Raw genomic sequence first — 17,294 nt, forward strand, 5'->3', positions numbered from 1 at the left:
AACAAAAACTACTTTTTTATTGAAACCAATAGTTTTTTCAATTCTGGCATGAGCAATTTGAATGCATTCCCTCTGTGGCCAATATGCTTCTTTTTTTCGTGGTCCATTTCCGCATAAGTTTCACCTAATCCAGAAACTTCAAAAATCGGATCATAACCAAACCCATTTTTCCCTTTAGGGGAGAGAGTTATTATGCCTTCGCAAAAGCCTGAAACTTCTATTAACACTTTTTCCCCATTAGCTATACATAATGCACATTCAAATTTAGCTTTTCTATTTGGAAAGGGTTTTAGCTCTGATAATAGTTTTTCAATTCTTTCCTTATCTGAATTTGCATACCTAGAAGAATAAATACCTGGTACCCCTCCAAGAGACTCAACACTTAACCCAGAGTCGTCAGCAAGAGACAAATTACCTGTTGCTTGACTGACAGCAATGGCCTTGATTCTTGCATTTTCCATAAATGTATTTCCTGTTTCCTCAATCTCAAATCCAACTGGTTGAGTCAATAAATCAAATGGAAAATCGTCCAAAAGTTTTTTGAATTCTCCGATTTTACCTTGATTGCCACTAGCAATTACTAGAGGGAAATTATCCAAAACTATTATCTACAAGTTGCTTTGCATAATACAAAGTTGAAGTAACTTCTGCACTGGATGGAGCTTCGCAATAAATTCTTAAAAGAGGCTCTGTTCCAGAAAAGCGGAACATAAGCCAATGACTTTTATCAAGTACAAGTTTGATTCCATCAGTTGAAATAACCTCTAAAACTGATTTGTGACCTATCGAAGATGGAGTTTTCTGTTTCAAAAAATTTTCCAATTTCCTTCTGATTTCCATATCCTTGAGAGTTAAATCAATACGTTCAAAATGACTCTCACCAAAACGAGCATGAAGAGAATCTATTTTCTCACCTAAACATTTACTATCAGCAACTATTGACTCCAACAAAATCAAAGCGGTAAACAACGCATCACGTTCTGGCAAATGATGTCCAAATCCAACTCCCCCTGACTCCTCGCCTCCAATGAGAACTTCTCTTGAAAGCATTTCTTCAGCAATATATTTAAACCCAACTGGCTTCTCGAGCACTTCTCTCCCCAAGTCCTCCGCAACCAATCGCATCAAGTCCGAACCACTTACAGTTTTAACAACACAACCTGGCATATTTTTGAATCTTGCTAGATGGTCTATTAGAACAGGCATTAACAACTGTGTATTGCAATATCTACCTTTTTCATCAATTGCCGCAATTCGATCTCCATCTCCATCAAAAACTATGCCCATGGACAACTTACCCTCTCTGAACGAATCCTTAACTTCTTCTATCAATTGCGATAGGTAAGCCTTCATAGGTTCTGGAGGGTTCCCGCCAAAACAAGGATCTCTTTTTGTTCTTAATTCATAAATAAGCTCATCACCATCAGAGCCAAATAATTCAGACATGCATCCAGCAGCAGATCCATGCATTGGATCAACAAATATTTTCATACCTAATTTTCTCAAGCCATTAGAAATCAAAGGTATGTCAAATTTCTGACTAATCCCCAATAGATGTTGTTTTCGAAAATCAACTCTCTCGGTTGCGTCTTCGATTGGAATTGATATCCCTCCAGCATCTAATCTTTTTTGAACGGCATCGGTGAAAGAGCTATCAACTGAGCCTCCAAAAGGACCTTTTATTTTCAAACCCAACCATTCGCATGGGTTATGACTTGCTGTAATCACAAGTGCACCAAGTGCACTTTCTTCAACTATTCCCCAGCTACAAGAGGGAGTTGGCAGCGCAGAAGAAGATAACAAAGGTACTAAGTCTACGCCCCTAACTGCAGATGCAATCGCCTCAGCCATCTCCTCCGCTAGGAAACGTCGGTCATAACCAATGATTATTTTATTATTTTTTTTCTCCTTTACATAAGCAAGCTCTTGAGCTGCTGCTGCTGCAACTTTAAGCAATCTTTCCAAAGTGAAATCAACGCCTAATATCCCTCTCCATCCATCTGTTCCGAAAGAAATTTCGTCTTTAGTGAGATTCAACTTTTTCTTTTTCATCTTTATGTTGGCGAAACTTTGTTCTTAAAGAAATTCAGATTAATCTCTAAGTATGAAATGTAATAAATCCAAACCAATTAATGATCACCTTTTAAGGAGTTGGATTCGATGCAGAAGAAAAGCTTGGCTCGAAATTTATGGTGATAAACAAAAAAAGTTGTGGACCGCTCACAGCACACTTCAATTAAATCATCAAATAGACTGCTTTCGTAATCTCTCACAAAACAGTTATGGGATAGGAATTCAAGCTTGTGAAGCCGGGAAAAACATAGCCTATGGGGTCAGACTTAAATATCCTCTTATTAAAAATAGACTTATCAAAGTAAATTTACCGATCCTAAGGAAGACATCAGGAGAAAGTATTTGGGGTAATTTTGCTTACCAACCTATTTTAGCTAGACAAGGTAAAAAAATCACAAGAGAACATAGATTAATACTTGCAATGAAAGGTTTATTAATAAATAATTTGCAGAAATGTCAAGTCGAGAAAGGTTTAATATTACACAAAGAGAATGAAAATATCAAAGTCGAAAAGATAAGATTAAGTGAAAATAGAAATAAAGAATTAATCGACTCATTATTAAATCTAGAGAAAGATATTGAATCAAAAATTCCTCCACCCATAACTTCTAATAGAAAAAAATGCACAATATGTTCATGGAGAAAAGATTGTGATGCTATTTCAATTAAAGAAGGAAGTCTAAGTGAAGTTAGCGGAATTGGTGCAAAAAGAGAGTTATTATTAAACAAAATCGGCATTAATAGTATAGAGGATCTAGCAAAGGTTAAGCATTATAATTTAAAGGAAAAGCTTGAAAGATTTGGCACACAACATGGTGATATTTCCAAACAAATTATATTACAATCGCAATCCCAAATGAGTAACGGGGCAATCAAACTTAATTCAGAAATAACACTAAGTAATTTAAGGAATGCAAAAGGTTTATATATTTATGATATTGAATCTGACCCAGATATTAAACATGACTTTTTACATGGATTTATACGATTACCAAAAAATATTAAAACCGAAATAAGTTTAGAAAAAACTAAATATTCACCATTACTTAATCTTGAAAAAAATACTGAAAGTTTTCTCTGGAAAAGAATAACTAAAAAATTAAGTCTTAATAGAGACTATCCCATTATCCATTATGGAGAAACAGAGCCAATATCTTTGCTAAAGCTGGGTTTACGCCAAGGAGCTAGTCCTCATGAAATTGAAGCATTAAAAAAAAGATTTATTGATATACATTTATTAATTAGAGAACACTGGTGCATTCCAGTAAGAAATTATGGTCTTAAATCAATCGCAGAATGGATTGGATTTGAATGGAATCAAACTAATTTAGATGGAGCTAGAGCTCTTTTATGGTGGAGACAATGGAAAAAATCACGTAAAATAAATAAAATGTATTCTAGGAATTTAAATTCAATTTTTGAATATAATCGTGATGATTGCATAGCAACCTTAATGATCGCGAAGTGGTTAATAGATCACGAATAAGAATATCGCAATAGATTAAAATGGATTAGTAAAAGAGATTGTTTTTTTTATAGTTATAGATTCACCATTTTCAGAAAAACAAAATTCGTTATCAAGAAAATTTTTCTTAATTAATGCCAGTCCATTAAAAAAATTATTATTAACCCTCATTGAAGAAGTAACAACTCCTACATTTTTCTTTAATCCTTCATCTTGCTTAGTGCTAAAAAACTTTTTACCAATATCAAACTCAGTAGATTCTCCATAAGCTTCCCAATAACGAAGTTGAAATTTTAGAGATTTAGACCTAAAAAACCTAGCCATTGCCTCTTGACCTAGATAACAGCCTTTATCAAGATTTATTATATCTGCTAATCCTAATTCATAAGGATTCGTTTCTCCATTTATCTCTCTATCAAAGCTAGGTATTCCTTGTCTTATTTTCCAATTTTCTAATTCTTCTTTAGTAGCTTTTTTAGAGTTAGTTACTTCTTCAAGACTCAAATCAGTATTATCAATCCAATTAAAAGTTGATTCCTTCCATGAATTATCATTACTTATTTCTTGTCTTCTTCTGATTGGATCTATAACTTCTAACTTAACTTTATCTGCTGGAAATATCACTGATTCAAATCCATCTCTTACAGAATTAATTTGACCACTAATAATAACAATCTCAGCCATATCATCTGAAAGTCGAATTTCCAATAGAGCTTTTAAAGATCCTTTAGTTGATAGCCAACAACTCATGAATATTCGGTCTAGTTCTTTATTAGCAAAAACATCAGCGGTTGTTTGACCATGTAAAAAAGCAGTAGTACCTTCTCCTGTTAGAAGTAATGAAGGGAATGTTTCATCCCAAATCAATGATTTATTTTCTGTCATTACAAGCTTTTAGCTCTTTCAACAATCTCTTTTAAAAAGAAAAGACTATTTAAATCTAAATCAGCTTTATTCATGGCATCTACGCCTCCTTCTTCTCTATCGACTATTGCTAGTACTTGGTTAACTAAATACCCTTGATTTCTAAGTTTTTCAACAGCCTTTAGAGAAGAGCCACCAGTAGTGACAACATCCTCCAGGACAGTAATTACAGAGCCCTTTGGAGGCAAAGGTCCTTCCAACCATGATCCAGTTCCATGACCTTTAGCTTCTTTCCTTACTATTAAACCGCTTAAATTAATACCTGATTGAGCTGCCAACATTACAACGCCACTAACTAGAGGGTCAGCACCCAAAGTCAGTCCAGCTACAGCACTATCACTTTCGTTTAATTGTTTTAGGAATAGTGAACTTATCGACAAGAGTCCTGGACCTGAGAGAGAGACTGGCTTGCAATTGACGTAATGAGAACTTTTTTTCCCGGAAGCCAAAGAGAAATCGCCAAACCTATAAGCTTGTTGAGCTAATAAAGTTAAAAGATTTTCTTTTATTCCATCTAATGAAGAATTCAATGGGGTCATATCTTTATATGCAAGTTTAATTATTAAACATCTTGGTGGGATTAGATATATATTTACTTTAGGCAAACTAATTAACTATTATCAAAAAAAGTTTTTAGTTCTGCTTTTTTTGGGGGTGTAGCAATCTGGTGAATGCAGCGAACTCATAATTCGCCTTAGGCGAGTTCGATCCTCGCCACCCCCATAAAAAAATTATTAATGAGTTTATTACTTCTTTGTATATTGCTTGTAATACCAGCATTTTTCAATGCAGGTCAATTTGCCATTTTGCGACTTCGTTCAACTAAGGTTCAAAGACTGGTAGAAGATGGACTTCCAGGTTCCAATTCCATAATTCGTCTACAGAAAAGGCTGAGAAGAACCCTATTAATAGCAGAGTTAGGAATAACTATTTCATTAATTTCAATTGGTTGGGTCTGCAAAAATTTAGCAACTCAATGGTGGGGAAATAATGCTTCAATTAACTATTTTTTAGATCTAGGACTTTTTATTACTGTTGTACTTTTGGCAACTCTGATATCTGGTCTTCTTCCAAAAGCACTTGTTCTTAATCAACCAGAGACTTCTGCCCTAAAATTATCTCCTCTAATTGAGGCCGCAATAAAATGGATGTCACCATTTCTTTCTTTACTAGAAGGACTTGCTTTATTAATTCTTAGATTATTTAAACTCAAGACTCAATCAGAAAGTCTTACGACAGCTGCATTCTCAGCAGGAGAATTAGAGAAATTAATTGAAACTGGCGGCGTAACAGGATTAAAGCCTGATGAAAGGAACATACTTGAAGGTGTTTTTGCTTTGAGAGATACACAAGTCAGAGAGGTAATGGTTCCTAGATCAGGAATGGTTACTCTTCCTAAAGAGGTTTCCTTCGCTCAAATGATGGAAGAAGTTCATAAAACTCGTCATGCAAGATACTTAGTAATTGATGAATCACTTGATAATGTTCTTGGAGTTTTAGATTTAAGGCAACTTGCTTACCCAATAGCCAAAGGGGAAATGCAAGCCAACTCATCTTTAGAGCCTTACATAAAACCAGTCATTCGTGTGCTAGAAACTTCTACTTTGGCCGAATTACTACCCCTAATCAAAAATGGGAACCCACTACTATTGGTTGTTGATGAATATGGAGGAACTGAAGGATTAATAACATCAGCAGACTTAACAGGTGAAATTGTTGGTGATGAGATTCAATTTGATAATAAAGAATCTGAGCTAAGACCTATTGATGACTCGAAAAAAATATGGATTACATCTGGCGAGATAGAAGTAATAGAACTAAATAAAGAGCTTAAATTAGAATTGCCAGAAGCTGATGATCATTACACTCTTGCTGGGTTTGTTTTAGAAAAACTCCAAGAAATTCCCAACACAGGAGAAACGTTCGTTCATAATGAAATTATATTTGAAATTATTTCTATGAAAGGTCCAAGAATAAACAAAGTAAAAATAATACTTCCTAAATAATAATTAATAAGAGAGTAAACATGACCAAAATTTCCAAGATCATCGAAAATATTATCCCTGTAAAAGTTGGGGTAATAGGAATTGGAAATATGGGTTGGCACCACGCAAGAGTTCTTAGTCTTCTCAAAGATGCTGAGTTAGTAGGAGTTGCAGATTTAGATGAAGAAAGAGGAAAATTAGCTATGGATCAATTTAATTGTAATTGGTACAAGAATTACAAGGACTTATTACATCAAGTAGAAGCTGTATGTGTTGCTGTACCTACGATGTTTCACCATGAAGTAGGTCTAGAATGTCTAAATTCCGGTAAACATGTTTTAATTGAAAAACCGATAGCAGCAAATAAAGAAGAAGCCTCATCTTTGATTAATGCATCAAACAATGCAAAAAAGTTATTACAAGTTGGCCATATAGAAAGATTTAATCCAGCTTTTAGAGAATTAACAAAAGTAGTTGCTAATGAAGAAGTTGTAGTTCTTGAGGCCAGAAGGCATAGCCCTCATCCCGAGAGGGCTAATGATGTGTCAGTCGTCTTGGACTTAATGATTCACGATATTGATTTAGTTATTGAACTTGCAAGTTCAAAAGTGATAAGGCTTGCTGCAGTTGGAGGATGTAGTGGAGATGGACCTATGGATTACGTTAACGCGACACTGGGATTTAAAAATGGGGTAGTTGCGAGTCTGACAGCCAGCAAAATGAGTCACAAAAAAATTAGAAGTTTAAGCGCTCATTGCAAACAAAGTCTTATAGAAACAGATTTCCTAAACCACAATATTCACATCCATAGAAAGGCTCATGAATGGTATTCAGCAGATCATGGAGAATTACTTTATCGAAACGATGGTTTTATTGAAGAAGTGAGTACAACATCAATTGAGCCATTGTATGCAGAGCTTGAGCATTTTTTGCAATGTGTTAGAGGCAAGGAGAAACCTGCTGTTGGAGGGCTTCAAGCATCTAGAGCTCTTCATCTGGCTGATTTAATTGAAAAAGCAGTATCAATGCCAAGTGAAGACATTTTACTGGGAAAAGGGATTTAAATAAGACACATCAAATAGTCAAAAAAAAAATAAAACTTTTGCCCGATGTTTTATTTCGAACAAAAGTTTTATTTTGTTAAGAACCTTTAATCGATTACTTAAATTTTAAAAAAATCAGAAGAAAAACTTCGTTTTTAACGAAAGCCAACTGCCGCTTGCCAAACAAAAACAAGCAGAAAGAAGAAAATAGGTATAAGCGGAAGTACATCCACTGTGGGTGCAAAAGCCTGGTAAGCAACCGGAAGTTCAGCTAGCAAGTCGAGATTAATCAGTGCCATCCCTAAGAAATAATGGACGTATTTAGCACGCACGCTACCACGTACGACGCGCTTTAGAGTCACTCTGCCACGGAGCGAAATCCTCTGAAAAACAACCTTCAATAATTGCTTGCCTCATAGCACCTGTAAAACGGATCAAATGCGTGAGATTGTGCAGACTCAAAAGTGTAAGACCAAGTAATTCTTTGTTGCGAATTAAATGATGAATATATGCCCTTGTATATCCAGTACAAGCTTCACAATTACATGATGAATCCAACGGTCTGTAATCGTCTTTAAAACGAGAATTTCTTAAATTCCATGTTTCCCCATTAACCAATGCGCTCCCATGTCTTCCCAAGCGCGTTGGTATGACACAGTCGAATAGATCTACACCATTTGCTACAGCTATGGCCATTTCTCTTAAGGTTCCAATCCCCATTAAGTATCTGGGTCGATCATCAGGTAATAACGGACAGGTTTCTCGTACAATTTTGTGCATTTGATTTATTGGTTCACCTACGCTTACACCTCCGATAGCAATCCCAGGCAAGTCGAATCCTGAGACAATTTTTGCGCTCAATTCCCTCAAATGAGGGAAGCACCCACCTTGAACTATTCCAAAAACTGCTTGGTCATCTTTGGTATGAGCATTTAAACATCTCTCCAACCAGTGATGAGTCCTTTTACAGGCCTCCTCAACGTCTGATTCACTAGCTGGGTAAGGGGGGCATTGATCAAAAGCCATGGCGACATCGGAGCCTAAGGCCATTTGAATTTCAGTAGCCTTTTCAGGAGTCAAAAAAATATGTTTACCATCTCTGGGACTTTGAAACGAAACTCCTTCATTATCAATTTTATTTAACTTTGCCAAACTAAAAACTTGAAAGCCTCCTGAGTCAGTAAGTATTGGCTTTCCCCAGCACATAAATTTATGTAGCCCCCCTGCATCTTGAACAATCTTTTCTCCAGGCTGCAGATGAAGATGAAAAGTATTAGCAAGAATCATTTCCGCTCCTGTTCTCTTAAGCTGCTCTGATGTAACGCCCTTGACTGTTCCTAACGTTCCTACTGGCATAAATCTTGGAGTATTTACAATTCCATTTGGCGTTTTAAAAGAGCAGACCCGAGCTAATGTCGAATTGCATCTGCTTTGTATTTGAAAATCGAAGAAGGGCTTTTTCAATTATTACTAAATTTTCCATAACTTAAATTAGTTATATAACTAATTTGAGATCTAAGAAACAGTTGAGGTTGTAATTCTGATTTTTAAAAACTGGCTAAGGGACCTTGCAGGTGCATGGGTTTTTTACACAATTTTACCTCCATGGCCATTCGTCAAGCCTAAATTTACAAGAATTGCACGTTTTGCACCTTTAATAGGAATTTTCATTGGCTTTATACAATCCTTGTCTTGGCTTTTATTGAAATACTTTAATTGGCCAAACATTTCCATCGCCTTGATATGTTTTGCAATTAGCGTTGTCATCACTGGTGGGCTTCATATTGACGGTTTAATGGATACGGCTGATGGGATTGGTGCAGGTCCATCAAAGCGAATTGAGGCAATGAGAGACAGCAGAGTGGGCGCAATAGGTGTGCAAAGTTTAATAATTATTTTGATTCTTCAAATAGCAGCAATCATGAAACTTGATTTACTTGCGCCATATGCATTCCCTTTATCTGCCTTTTGGGGAAGACTCTCCCAAATTTTTGCAATTGAAAATTATGAATACATCTTCAAAAAAGAATCTCTTTCCTTTCATCATGAACAATGGAAAGGCATATCTAAAGAAATAAGACCATCATTCATAATTCTTTCTATAGGAATAATATTTTTTCTATATTTAACCAATTTAAATATATCTAATACTTTATTATTATTATATTGTATTTTCTCAGGCTTGATTACTTCAATATTAATTCCACACTTAATAAATAAATGCTTGGGAGGTCATAGCGGAGATAGCTATGGAGCAGGTTTAGTGATAACTGAAACAATAAATTTATTACTATTAAGTATCATTTTGGTTCCAAAGTAAAAATAAAAGCATTCCCTGATTCAGGCAAAGAATTTTTAAACTCACTTGGATTAACAACTAATTTTAAATCCCCACCTAATTGCATAGCTAAATCCCTAGCAAGAGCAAGGCCTATTCCGCTGCCAGACATTTTCGAACCACTTTCACCCCTAAAACCTTTCTCAAAAATCTTTTCTCTTTCTTCTTCCTTTATAGGATTGCCTGCGTCCCAAATACATATTCCCTTTTCAATCACATCTATACCAATAGAGGATTGAGGAGGGCTATAACGAAATGCATTTTCCAGAAGGTTTGCGACTATTTCAGCAATGACACCTTCTGAAATCGATCTTGATTCCATCCACTCTGGCCACTCTGAAGGACTAAACCATTCTCTTCCTTGCAAATTAGCTCTTGCTTTAGCTCTATCTATCAATGGCTCTATCAAGCTTTTGACACTGATGTAAGTCTCAGTTGGCAAAAGCGGAGGCAAGAGTAATCTATTTGATCCACCATCAGCTTGAGGTAATTTGACTTGACTAAGCTGATCAAGCGCAGACAGATATTTATTAACCTGCGCTTGTTCAGTTATTAGACCTTTAACAAGATTCTCATGCTCACTTTCAGGGCCTATTTTTCTCAAAAGCAATTTTGCATAAGTTCCAAGGGCCGCCAATGGATTTCTTAGCTGATGAACCATTAAAGATATCTGTTCCTTTTGATCATCTAGTTGATCTAATAACCTTTTTCTATCAAGTTCAGAGGCAAGAGAGTTAGCCAATAAAATCGACATAGATTGCAGGCGCTGATCAAGAGATTCGGGCCATTCTTCTTCAGAAGCAATTCTTTCCGCACGAATAACTCCTAATAATATTGATCCTTCTTGCAAGGGGTACCACCTCCTATTAGATGAAGGTGTGCGAAGGGCAGTATCAGTTTCTACTGGTTGTAATATTTTTTCTGACTTTGGACACTGGCCTACCACTTCTAGAGTGGGTGATCCACTATCGCCAGATCTAGCTACATAGACAACAACACGCTCAAGCTCATGCTCAGCTTGATAGCTCGTCAACTGCTGTTGAACAAAATTTAAAAACCTTTCTGAATAATGCGTTGAGCTCATTATTTAATTTTAGACAAGGAAAACGAAGTACCCAAAAACTTGAAAAATTTGAAAAAAGTATTAAGATGTTAATAAAGAATTTAGATTACTTGTTAGGAGGTTATCTCAAATCTAATTAAAAAGTGAGCACTTTGAGTGACTTTGAGGCTACGGCAGAGATTGATGGGTAACCTCCGTAGTCCACTTTTAATTATTTGAGAAAAACTTTCCGTCTCAGTTTCAACTTTTTTTCAAATTACTTTAGCCTCAGCTAGAGCAAACAAAAAGAAAAGTCTCTAACCCTCTCTCCCAAAACAAAGGTTGTTTTTTCATGTCAAAGAAGCGTAAAAGAATTAGCAGACGCAGACTCGCAGGTCAGCGTGTCATGTCGCATGTTCCTATTTTCCATTTAGGAACAGGCCAACATAAACCTGTCACCGCAGCTAGACGTTTTATTGCAGAAGAGGGCTTGAATGCACCATCAATACTAAATGTGCGTCGTAATGAACACACTACTGATCGCTTCTTCTGGGGAGAGAAAGGTTTGTTTAGTGCTCAATACGCCGAGGAGAATCACTTTCTTTTCCCTTCTCTAAGAGTTATTGTTGAATTTCTTGGTGAGGACAAAATTTTTGCTGGTTTAGAACTCACAGCAGATGATTGGGAAGAGATCGAAGAGTACGAATACGCTTTTGTTTAGCTTAGAAATTGTTCTTCAATTTTTCCACGACAATGGTTTATTAGATCATTACTTATTTCGTGGCCTCCATCAAAAAGATATAACTCTGATTTAGCACCATTTTCCAATAAAATATCAATGCTTTTTTGGGAAGCTCCTAAAGGTACTATTTGATCCATATTTCCATGGCAAAGAAAAATAGGAGGCATATCTTTGTGAGGTTTCCAATCTGGATGTGGATAAGAGCTAAGAGCAAAAACCCCTTCAAATTTAATTCTTGTTGCAACCTCTAACGCCATTGCCCCCCCCTGAGAGAAACCCAATAACAATGTTTTATTTAAAGGTATGTGTTTAAAGCAAAGATTTCTTAGGCGCCTTTCAAGATCTAATACTGCATTTGGAACCTGCTCCCATTCATGAGGATATAGGGGATACCATTGCTTTCCCAATCCACTTGGATGCGGCTGAGGGGCAGATAAAGAAACTATTTCAAAACGATCTTTTAACCCTTCAGTTAATAATTTCCCAACGGTTAATAGATCATGTGCATCGGCTCCCCAACCATGAAGTAAAACCAATCTATTTGTTGCGGATTCAGAATTTAAGGAGATAAGTTCAGTCATCTTGAATGCAATATCCTTCTTTGATGCGTAGGTTATCGAGGAGAATAGATTTCAAACAATAAAGATGTCACCTATAGCTCTGCTAAGTGTCTCAGACAAAACTGGTTTAATTCCTTTAGCTAAAGCATTAGTTAATGAATTGGGGTTCAAAATCATTTCAAGTGGAGGGACTGCAAAGTTAATTGAGAGAGAGAATATTCCTGTCACACGAGTTGCAGATTACACAGGATTTCCAGAAATACTGGGAGGGAGAGTGAAAACATTAAACCCAAAAATTCATGGAGGAATATTGGCAAGAAGAGATAAACAAACTCACTGGGATGATTTAAATGAACAAAACATCAATCCAATAGATTTGGTGGTTGTTAACTTATATCCTTTTGAACAAACTATTTCAAAAGAAAATGTTTCATGGGAAGAGGCCATAGAGAATATTGATATTGGTGGTCCCACAATGATCAGAGCAGCAGCAAAAAACCACCAAGATGTTCTTGTAGTAACCAATCCAAGTCAATACTCAGAACTAATAGATGCTTATAAATCAAAAAAAATAACTACAGACTTAAGAAAAAAATATTCACAACAAGCTTTTGAGCATACTGCTATCTACGATCTAACAATAAGTAAATGGATTGCTAAAAATATCTCTTCCCAAAAAGGATCTTGGTTACAAGGCTTACCATTAAAACAAAAACTTAGGTACGGAGAGAATCCACATCAAAAAGCCTCATGGTATGGAGAGCCTGAAAAAGGATGGAGTGGTGTTAATCAATTACAAGGAAAAGAATTAAGTACAAATAATCTTATAGACCTAGAAGCTGCATTATCTACTCTCCGTGAATTTGGATATGAAAACACTATTAAGAATGATTCATATCAAAAAGCAGCAGTAGTAATAAAACATACAAATCCTTGTGGTGTTGCTATTGGAGATTCTCCATATTTAGCTATAAAAAGAGCATTAGATGGCGATAGAATCAGTGCCTTTGGTGGAATTGTTGCTATCAATTGTCCTGTTGATGAAGCGGCAGCAAAAGAACTTGAAGATATATTTATTGAATGCATTGTTGCACCATATTTTGATAACAATGCCAAAGAGATACTCTCAAAAAAGAAAAATCTAAGGCTCTTAGAATTAAAAGCTGAATCAATTAAAAAAGCACCTAAACATCATATTAGAAGCATACTTGGGGGTTTATTAATTCAGGATTTAGATGAACCAAGTATAGATCAAAAAGAGTGGAAAAATGTTACCAAACTAATCCCAACCAAAGAAGAACTAAATGACTTATCCTTCGCATGGAAAGTTGTAAAACATATACGTTCTAATGCAATAGCTGTTGCATCTAATCAACAAACTCTAGGAATTGGTGCAGGCCAAATGAACAGAATAGGTTCTGCCAAGCTTGCATTAGAGTATTCTGGTAGTAAATCAAAAGGAGCAGTCTTGGCTAGTGATGGGTTTTTCCCATTCGATGATACTGTAAAAATGGCAGCTGATTACGGTATTAGTTCCATTATTCAACCAGGAGGAAGTATTAGAGATGAAGATTCAATTAAAGCTTGCGATGAATTAGGTATAAAAATGGTAATAACAGGTAAAAGACACTTTTTACATTGATATTTAACTTTAAAATTAATAATTTTAATTATGTTCCTTTTGGATAATAAGTTATTTTATTTGACTTTCTAAAAAGTGATAGTCTGCCAGGACCAGCGCATAGGAAATAAAATGATATTGCTGCATAAATAGCAGACAATTCAAATATGTAATTGTGATTCTCTACAACCGCGAAAGGAAATCCTTCTAAGCCAGTATCTATAAAATGGAAATACAAAGCAAATACCATTGTTGATAGTAGACCCAAGGAGGATAATCTTGCCAATACTCCAGTTGCTAATCCAATTGGACAAATTATTTGTGTTACTGCAGCCATATAAGTCCAAATCACAGGGTCTCCAGGAAGAAAACTAAAGTATTTACCTACAACAAATTCAGCAAATCCACCTGGATCATTTAGTTTTTCCAAACCGTGATGAACCATCAACAAACTAAAACTAACTCTAAGAACTAATATTGACAGTTCTCCAAAAATATTTACTTCCCCTTCAGGGCTTTGAACAACGACTTCAACCTTTTGAGAATCAGGATCTTTAAGATTAGATTTGTTTGCTTGAGTCATCTTCTACTAAAAACTGTTAACTATCCTACGAGAGATTGGGACAAAATTGTGTTTTTTTCTTATCAAAAATTTTCGCTTAATTTCATTAGCTTGTGAATAACATGTTCAACTACACGGTCAGGAGTTGAAGCTCCAGAAGTAATGCCTACACTAATATTTCCCTTTTGAAGAAAAGTTTTCTCAGTTAGCAATTCTCCTCCCTCGAGAGGCATATGAGTAATGGTATTCGTCTCGTCACCAATTCGCTCTGGAGTATCAATATGAAATGAACGAATCCCTCTACTAATTGCAATTTCTTGCAGATGAGTTGTATTAGAAGAATTGAATCCACCAATTACGACCATAAGATCAAGAGGTTCATCAACAAGAGAAAACATTGCTCCTTGTCTTTCTTCGGTAGCATCACAAATGGTATTAATAGCGAGAAAATGTTCGTTCAATTCCGCAGGACCAAATCTTTTCAACATTGTTTTCTCAAACAATCTTCCTATTTCCTCAGTTTCGCTTTTTAACATTGTGGTCTGATTAGCTACTCCAACTTTTTGCAGATCCTTATCAGGGTCAAACCCTGCTGAAGAGGCTTTTGAAAACCGCTTTAAGAAATCTTCTCTATTTCCCTTACCTAAAATATAATCAGCAACATAATTAGCCTCTTCAAGGTCAAATAGGACAAGATAAGTCCCCGCAAAAGAGCTGGTTGCTAAAGTTTCTTCATGCTTATATTTGCCATGAATAATTGATGTAAAAGTATGTTTTTTATGTTTTTCAACTGTATGCCAAACTTTTGAAACCCATGGGCAAGTTGTATCAATGATATGACAACCTCGATCGTGTAAGAGCTGCATATCTTGCACTGTTGCTCCAAATGCAGGAAGAATTACAACATCTCCATCTTTTACTCCTGAAAAATCTTTAACCCCTTTCTCCTCCGCAATAAAAAGAACATTCATTTTCCTTAAATGATCATTCACAGATGGGTTATGAATAATTTCATTAGTGATCCATATTCTTTCATTTGGATAATGTTTCCTTGTCTCGTAAGCCATTGCCACTGATCTTTCTACTCCCCAACAAAATCCAAAAGCTTCTGCGAGTTTAACTTTTAGTCTTCCATGCTCTAAAAGATTTCCATTTTCTCTAATAGATCCAATCAACCCACTTTGATAAGCTTCAGCAAGGGCTTGAGCTCTTTTATTTGCAGAGCCAAATCCTCTTCGATTATAACGATCGGATTTATGAAGCGTTTGCTTAAAGGCTTGAGTATCCATTTCAATTAAATAGTAAAAAACAAATTGATAGGAATCTCATCACTATTAAACCACACTAAAAAAGCCCGGATATATTCCGGGCTTTTTTAGATTTAATTTAAGACAATTAAACAAGGAAACTAGCTAGAAGCAAAGTCAGGATAAGCCTCCATTCCATGCTCGCCAATATCAAGACCCTGTGTCTCTTCTGCTTCGCTAACCCTGATACCTCCAAAGAAGCCACCAATAATTTGCCAAGCAATCCAGCATGTAACAACAGTCCAGATACCATAAGCAGCTGCACCTAGAGCTTGAATGAAGAATTGGTTAATTCCTCCTCCATTTAGAAGACCAATTCCTGCAGCACCTGGATCCATGCCATCAACGCCCCAAAGGCCGATAACAATAGTTCCCCAAACGCCACAAACACCGTGAACTGAGAAAGCACCAACTGGATCATCGATACCTGCTGAATCCAAAGCAGCTACTGCAACTACAACAATTAATCCCCCTACTGCCCCAGCAAGCCAAGATCCAGCAAAAGTCATATTGCCGCAACCAGCAGTGATACTTACTAATCCAGCAAGGATACCATTGATGATCATGGTTAAATCAGGTTTACCAGAGGTAATTGTAGATAAAACTGTAGCCGCGATTGCACCACCAGCTGCTGCCAAAGTTGTTGTTACAGCAACGTAAGCAACGTATTGATCCATAGCCAACTCAGAGCCAGGGTTGAATCCATACCAACCAATCCAAAGTATCAATGCTCCTAAAGTCGCAATAGCCATATTGTGACCGGGCATAGCTTGAGCTTTGCCATCTACAAACTTGCCAATACGAGGTCCAAGAAGCATTGCACCAACAAGGCCTGCCCATCCACCAACCGAGTGGACAATAGATGAACCAGCGAAATCAATAAAGCCAAGTTCAGCAAGCCAACCACCATTCCACTGCCAACTTCCTGCAATTGGGTAGATGAAAGCAGTTAAAACTACAGAGAAAACTACAAATTCACCAAATTTGACTCTCTCAGCAACCAATCCAGAAACGATGGTTGCAGCAGTACCAGCAAAAGCAGATTGGAAAAGGAAATCAACTGCAGGAACAAGACAGCCAGTATCACCAGCAGCTGCACACTCTAATGCACCTGAAGGATCAGGATCAACAAATAAGCCCTGGAAATAAAGCCATCCATCAATTACTGAACCGCCATACATTAGGGAATATCCAATGACCCAATAGGCAGTAACAGCAAGAGCAAATACAAATAAGTTTTTAGCTAGTATGTTTACCGCATTTTTTTGGCGACACATACCAGCTTCAACCATTGCAAATCCTGCGTTCATAAAAATAACGAGGATTGTGGCAATAAATAACCAAAGGTTATCTGCCAAGAATGAAGCAGCTTGAGGTCCAGTTAAATCTGAAAGCGCAACCTCAGCTCTTGCAGAGAAAGTGAATACACCTAATCCTAAAAGTGCCAATGGGATAGACGCTAGCCATGCCCAAGATTGACTTCTTCTAAAACCTTTAATACTTCTTAGAAGAAGCATTGGCCCGTTCAGAAGACTTGCGTCTTGAAGACGAGAAGTATTTCGCCTTGGTGGCGATTGCAAAGCAGTGGTCATAAATGATGCTTACTTCGAAAAAAAGAAATGGATAGTTAAT

Annotated in this window: 17 protein-coding genes and 1 tRNA gene; 7 read left to right on the forward strand and 11 right to left on the reverse strand. The window is 36.4% G+C overall.

Annotated elements, in window-relative coordinates:
• Positions 1-8: 8 nt before the first annotated feature.
• Both rdgB and SIB75_RS09440 read right to left on the reverse strand, forming a co-directional pair.
• Positions 9-599 carry an RdgB/HAM1 family non-canonical purine NTP pyrophosphatase gene (gene rdgB / locus SIB75_RS09435; RefSeq protein ID WP_413683032.1) on the reverse strand — a complete coding sequence of 197 codons (591 nt, stop codon included), beginning with the start codon at positions 597-599 and terminating at the stop codon, positions 9-11.
• A complete protein-coding gene (locus tag SIB75_RS09440; protein WP_413683034.1) occupies positions 592-2,052 on the reverse strand; it encodes a phosphoglucomutase/phosphomannomutase family protein in 1,461 nt (486 codons plus the stop codon). Before SIB75_RS09440 ends, rdgB begins: the two co-directional genes overlap by 8 nt.
• Positions 2,053-2,104: 52 nt before the next feature.
• Here SIB75_RS09440 and SIB75_RS09445 point away from each other — a divergent pair, with 52 nt between their 5' ends.
• Complete coding sequence (locus tag SIB75_RS09445) at positions 2,105-3,559, forward strand: TM0106 family RecB-like putative nuclease (RefSeq protein ID WP_413683035.1); 1,455 nt, start codon at positions 2,105-2,107, stop codon at positions 3,557-3,559.
• Positions 3,560-3,574: 15 nt separating this feature from the next.
• Here the strand turns inward: SIB75_RS09445 and SIB75_RS09450 are convergent, their stop codons facing one another.
• Together SIB75_RS09450 and pyrE are read right to left on the reverse strand one after the other, a co-directional pair.
• Positions 3,575-4,423 (reverse strand): tRNA-modifying protein YgfZ, encoded by an 849-nt coding sequence (locus SIB75_RS09450; protein WP_413683037.1) that lies wholly within the window; start codon positions 4,421-4,423, stop codon positions 3,575-3,577.
• Complete coding sequence (gene pyrE, locus SIB75_RS09455; protein WP_413683039.1) at positions 4,423-5,001, reverse strand: orotate phosphoribosyltransferase; 579 nt, start codon at positions 4,999-5,001, stop codon at positions 4,423-4,425. Before pyrE ends, SIB75_RS09450 begins: the two co-directional genes overlap by 1 nt.
• 111 nt (positions 5,002-5,112) lie before the next feature.
• On the opposite strand from pyrE, the gene SIB75_RS09460 reads away from it, so the two are divergent.
• From SIB75_RS09460 to SIB75_RS09470, 3 genes are all read left to right on the forward strand, one after another.
• Positions 5,113-5,185: transfer RNA gene (locus tag SIB75_RS09460), tRNA-Ile, on the forward strand.
• Between the two features lie 14 nt (positions 5,186-5,199).
• Complete coding sequence (locus SIB75_RS09465) at positions 5,200-6,468, forward strand: hemolysin family protein (protein ID WP_413683040.1); 1,269 nt, start codon at positions 5,200-5,202, stop codon at positions 6,466-6,468.
• 20 nt (positions 6,469-6,488) lie between these two features.
• Positions 6,489-7,511 carry a Gfo/Idh/MocA family oxidoreductase gene (locus SIB75_RS09470; RefSeq protein WP_413683042.1) on the forward strand — a complete coding sequence of 341 codons (1,023 nt, stop codon included), beginning with the start codon at positions 6,489-6,491 and terminating at the stop codon, positions 7,509-7,511.
• 134 nt (positions 7,512-7,645) lie between these two features.
• On the opposite strand, the gene SIB75_RS09475 is transcribed toward SIB75_RS09470, so the two are convergent.
• Positions 7,646-7,789: a photosystem II reaction center protein K gene (locus SIB75_RS09475; protein WP_413683043.1), complete on the reverse strand. Its 144-nt coding sequence runs from the start codon at positions 7,787-7,789 to the stop codon at positions 7,646-7,648.
• A gap of 34 nt (positions 7,790-7,823) precedes the next feature.
• Positions 7,824-8,954: a tRNA guanosine(34) transglycosylase Tgt gene (tgt, locus tag SIB75_RS09480; protein WP_413683044.1), complete on the reverse strand. Its 1,131-nt coding sequence runs from the start codon at positions 8,952-8,954 to the stop codon at positions 7,824-7,826.
• A gap of 172 nt (positions 8,955-9,126) precedes the next feature.
• On the opposite strand from tgt, the gene SIB75_RS09485 reads away from it, so the two are divergent.
• The gene (locus SIB75_RS09485; protein ID WP_413684849.1) at positions 9,127-9,810 is read left to right on the forward strand and encodes an adenosylcobinamide-GDP ribazoletransferase; all 684 of its coding nucleotides are present in this window, start codon (positions 9,127-9,129) and stop codon (positions 9,808-9,810) included.
• Here the strand turns inward: SIB75_RS09485 and SIB75_RS09490 are convergent.
• Complete coding sequence (locus SIB75_RS09490) at positions 9,791-10,912, reverse strand: sensor histidine kinase (protein ID WP_413683045.1); 1,122 nt, start codon at positions 10,910-10,912, stop codon at positions 9,791-9,793. The genes SIB75_RS09485 and SIB75_RS09490 overlap by 20 nt on opposite strands.
• Before the next feature lie 310 nt (positions 10,913-11,222).
• Between SIB75_RS09490 and SIB75_RS09495 the strand changes: the two genes are divergently transcribed.
• Positions 11,223-11,591: a DUF3155 domain-containing protein gene (locus SIB75_RS09495; protein ID WP_413683047.1), complete on the forward strand. Its 369-nt coding sequence runs from the start codon at positions 11,223-11,225 to the stop codon at positions 11,589-11,591.
• On the opposite strand, the gene SIB75_RS09500 is transcribed toward SIB75_RS09495, so the two are convergent.
• Positions 11,588-12,193, reverse strand: coding sequence for an alpha/beta hydrolase (locus SIB75_RS09500; RefSeq protein WP_413683048.1), 606 nt, complete (start codon positions 12,191-12,193; stop codon positions 11,588-11,590). The genes SIB75_RS09495 and SIB75_RS09500 overlap by 4 nt on opposite strands.
• A 64-nt stretch (positions 12,194-12,257) precedes the next feature.
• On the opposite strand from SIB75_RS09500, the gene purH reads away from it, so the two are divergent.
• Complete coding sequence (gene purH / locus SIB75_RS09505; RefSeq protein ID WP_413683049.1) at positions 12,258-13,814, forward strand: bifunctional phosphoribosylaminoimidazolecarboxamide formyltransferase/IMP cyclohydrolase; 1,557 nt, start codon at positions 12,258-12,260, stop codon at positions 13,812-13,814.
• Between the two features lie 28 nt (positions 13,815-13,842).
• Here the strand turns inward: purH and SIB75_RS09510 are convergent, their stop codons facing one another.
• The 3 genes from SIB75_RS09510 to SIB75_RS09520 form a co-directional block, all read right to left on the reverse strand.
• Positions 13,843-14,376 (reverse strand): DoxX family protein, encoded by a 534-nt coding sequence (locus tag SIB75_RS09510; protein WP_413389764.1) that lies wholly within the window; start codon positions 14,374-14,376, stop codon positions 13,843-13,845.
• Between the two features lie 62 nt (positions 14,377-14,438).
• Entirely contained in the window at positions 14,439-15,644 is a 1,206-nt protein-coding gene (locus SIB75_RS09515; RefSeq protein ID WP_413683050.1) for a 4-hydroxy-3-methylbut-2-enyl diphosphate reductase, read from the reverse strand.
• Positions 15,645-15,763: 119 nt separating this feature from the next.
• Entirely contained in the window at positions 15,764-17,254 is a 1,491-nt protein-coding gene (locus SIB75_RS09520) for an ammonium transporter (protein WP_413683051.1), read from the reverse strand.
• Positions 17,255-17,294: the final 40 nt, after the last annotated feature.

The sequence above is a fragment of the Prochlorococcus sp. MIT 1011 genome (genome assembly GCF_047305235.1).
In the GTDB taxonomy this organism is placed as follows: Bacteria; Cyanobacteriota; Cyanobacteriia; order PCC-6307; family Cyanobiaceae; genus Prochlorococcus_B.

What these genes read in the sequence shown, in the direction of transcription:
- SIB75_RS09440 (WP_413683034.1), bottom strand. Translation starts at nt 2,052, where the DNA reads ATGAAAAAGAAAAAGTTGAATCTCACTAAAGACGAAATTTCTTTCGGA.
- SIB75_RS09445 (WP_413683035.1), top strand. Translation starts at nt 2,105, where the DNA reads ATGAAATGTAATAAATCCAAACCAATTAATGATCACCTTTTAAGGAGT.
- SIB75_RS09450 (WP_413683037.1), bottom strand. Translation starts at nt 4,423, where the DNA reads ATGACAGAAAATAAATCATTGATTTGGGATGAAACATTCCCTTCATTA.
- pyrE (WP_413683039.1), bottom strand. Translation starts at nt 5,001, where the DNA reads ATGACCCCATTGAATTCTTCATTAGATGGAATAAAAGAAAATCTTTTA.
- SIB75_RS09465 (WP_413683040.1), top strand. Translation starts at nt 5,200, where the DNA reads ATGAGTTTATTACTTCTTTGTATATTGCTTGTAATACCAGCATTTTTC.
- SIB75_RS09470 (WP_413683042.1), top strand. Translation starts at nt 6,489, where the DNA reads ATGACCAAAATTTCCAAGATCATCGAAAATATTATCCCTGTAAAAGTT.
- SIB75_RS09475 (WP_413683043.1), bottom strand. Translation starts at nt 7,789, where the DNA reads ATGGCACTGATTAATCTCGACTTGCTAGCTGAACTTCCGGTTGCTTAC.
- SIB75_RS09490 (WP_413683045.1), bottom strand. Translation starts at nt 10,912, where the DNA reads ATGAGCTCAACGCATTATTCAGAAAGGTTTTTAAATTTTGTTCAACAG.
- SIB75_RS09495 (WP_413683047.1), top strand. Translation starts at nt 11,223, where the DNA reads ATGTCAAAGAAGCGTAAAAGAATTAGCAGACGCAGACTCGCAGGTCAG.
- SIB75_RS09500 (WP_413683048.1), bottom strand. Translation starts at nt 12,193, where the DNA reads ATGACTGAACTTATCTCCTTAAATTCTGAATCCGCAACAAATAGATTG.
- purH (WP_413683049.1), top strand. Translation starts at nt 12,258, where the DNA reads ATGTCACCTATAGCTCTGCTAAGTGTCTCAGACAAAACTGGTTTAATT.
- SIB75_RS09510 (WP_413389764.1), bottom strand. Translation starts at nt 14,376, where the DNA reads ATGACTCAAGCAAACAAATCTAATCTTAAAGATCCTGATTCTCAAAAG.
- SIB75_RS09515 (WP_413683050.1), bottom strand. Translation starts at nt 15,644, where the DNA reads ATGGATACTCAAGCCTTTAAGCAAACGCTTCATAAATCCGATCGTTAT.
- SIB75_RS09520 (WP_413683051.1), bottom strand. Translation starts at nt 17,254, where the DNA reads ATGACCACTGCTTTGCAATCGCCACCAAGGCGAAATACTTCTCGTCTT.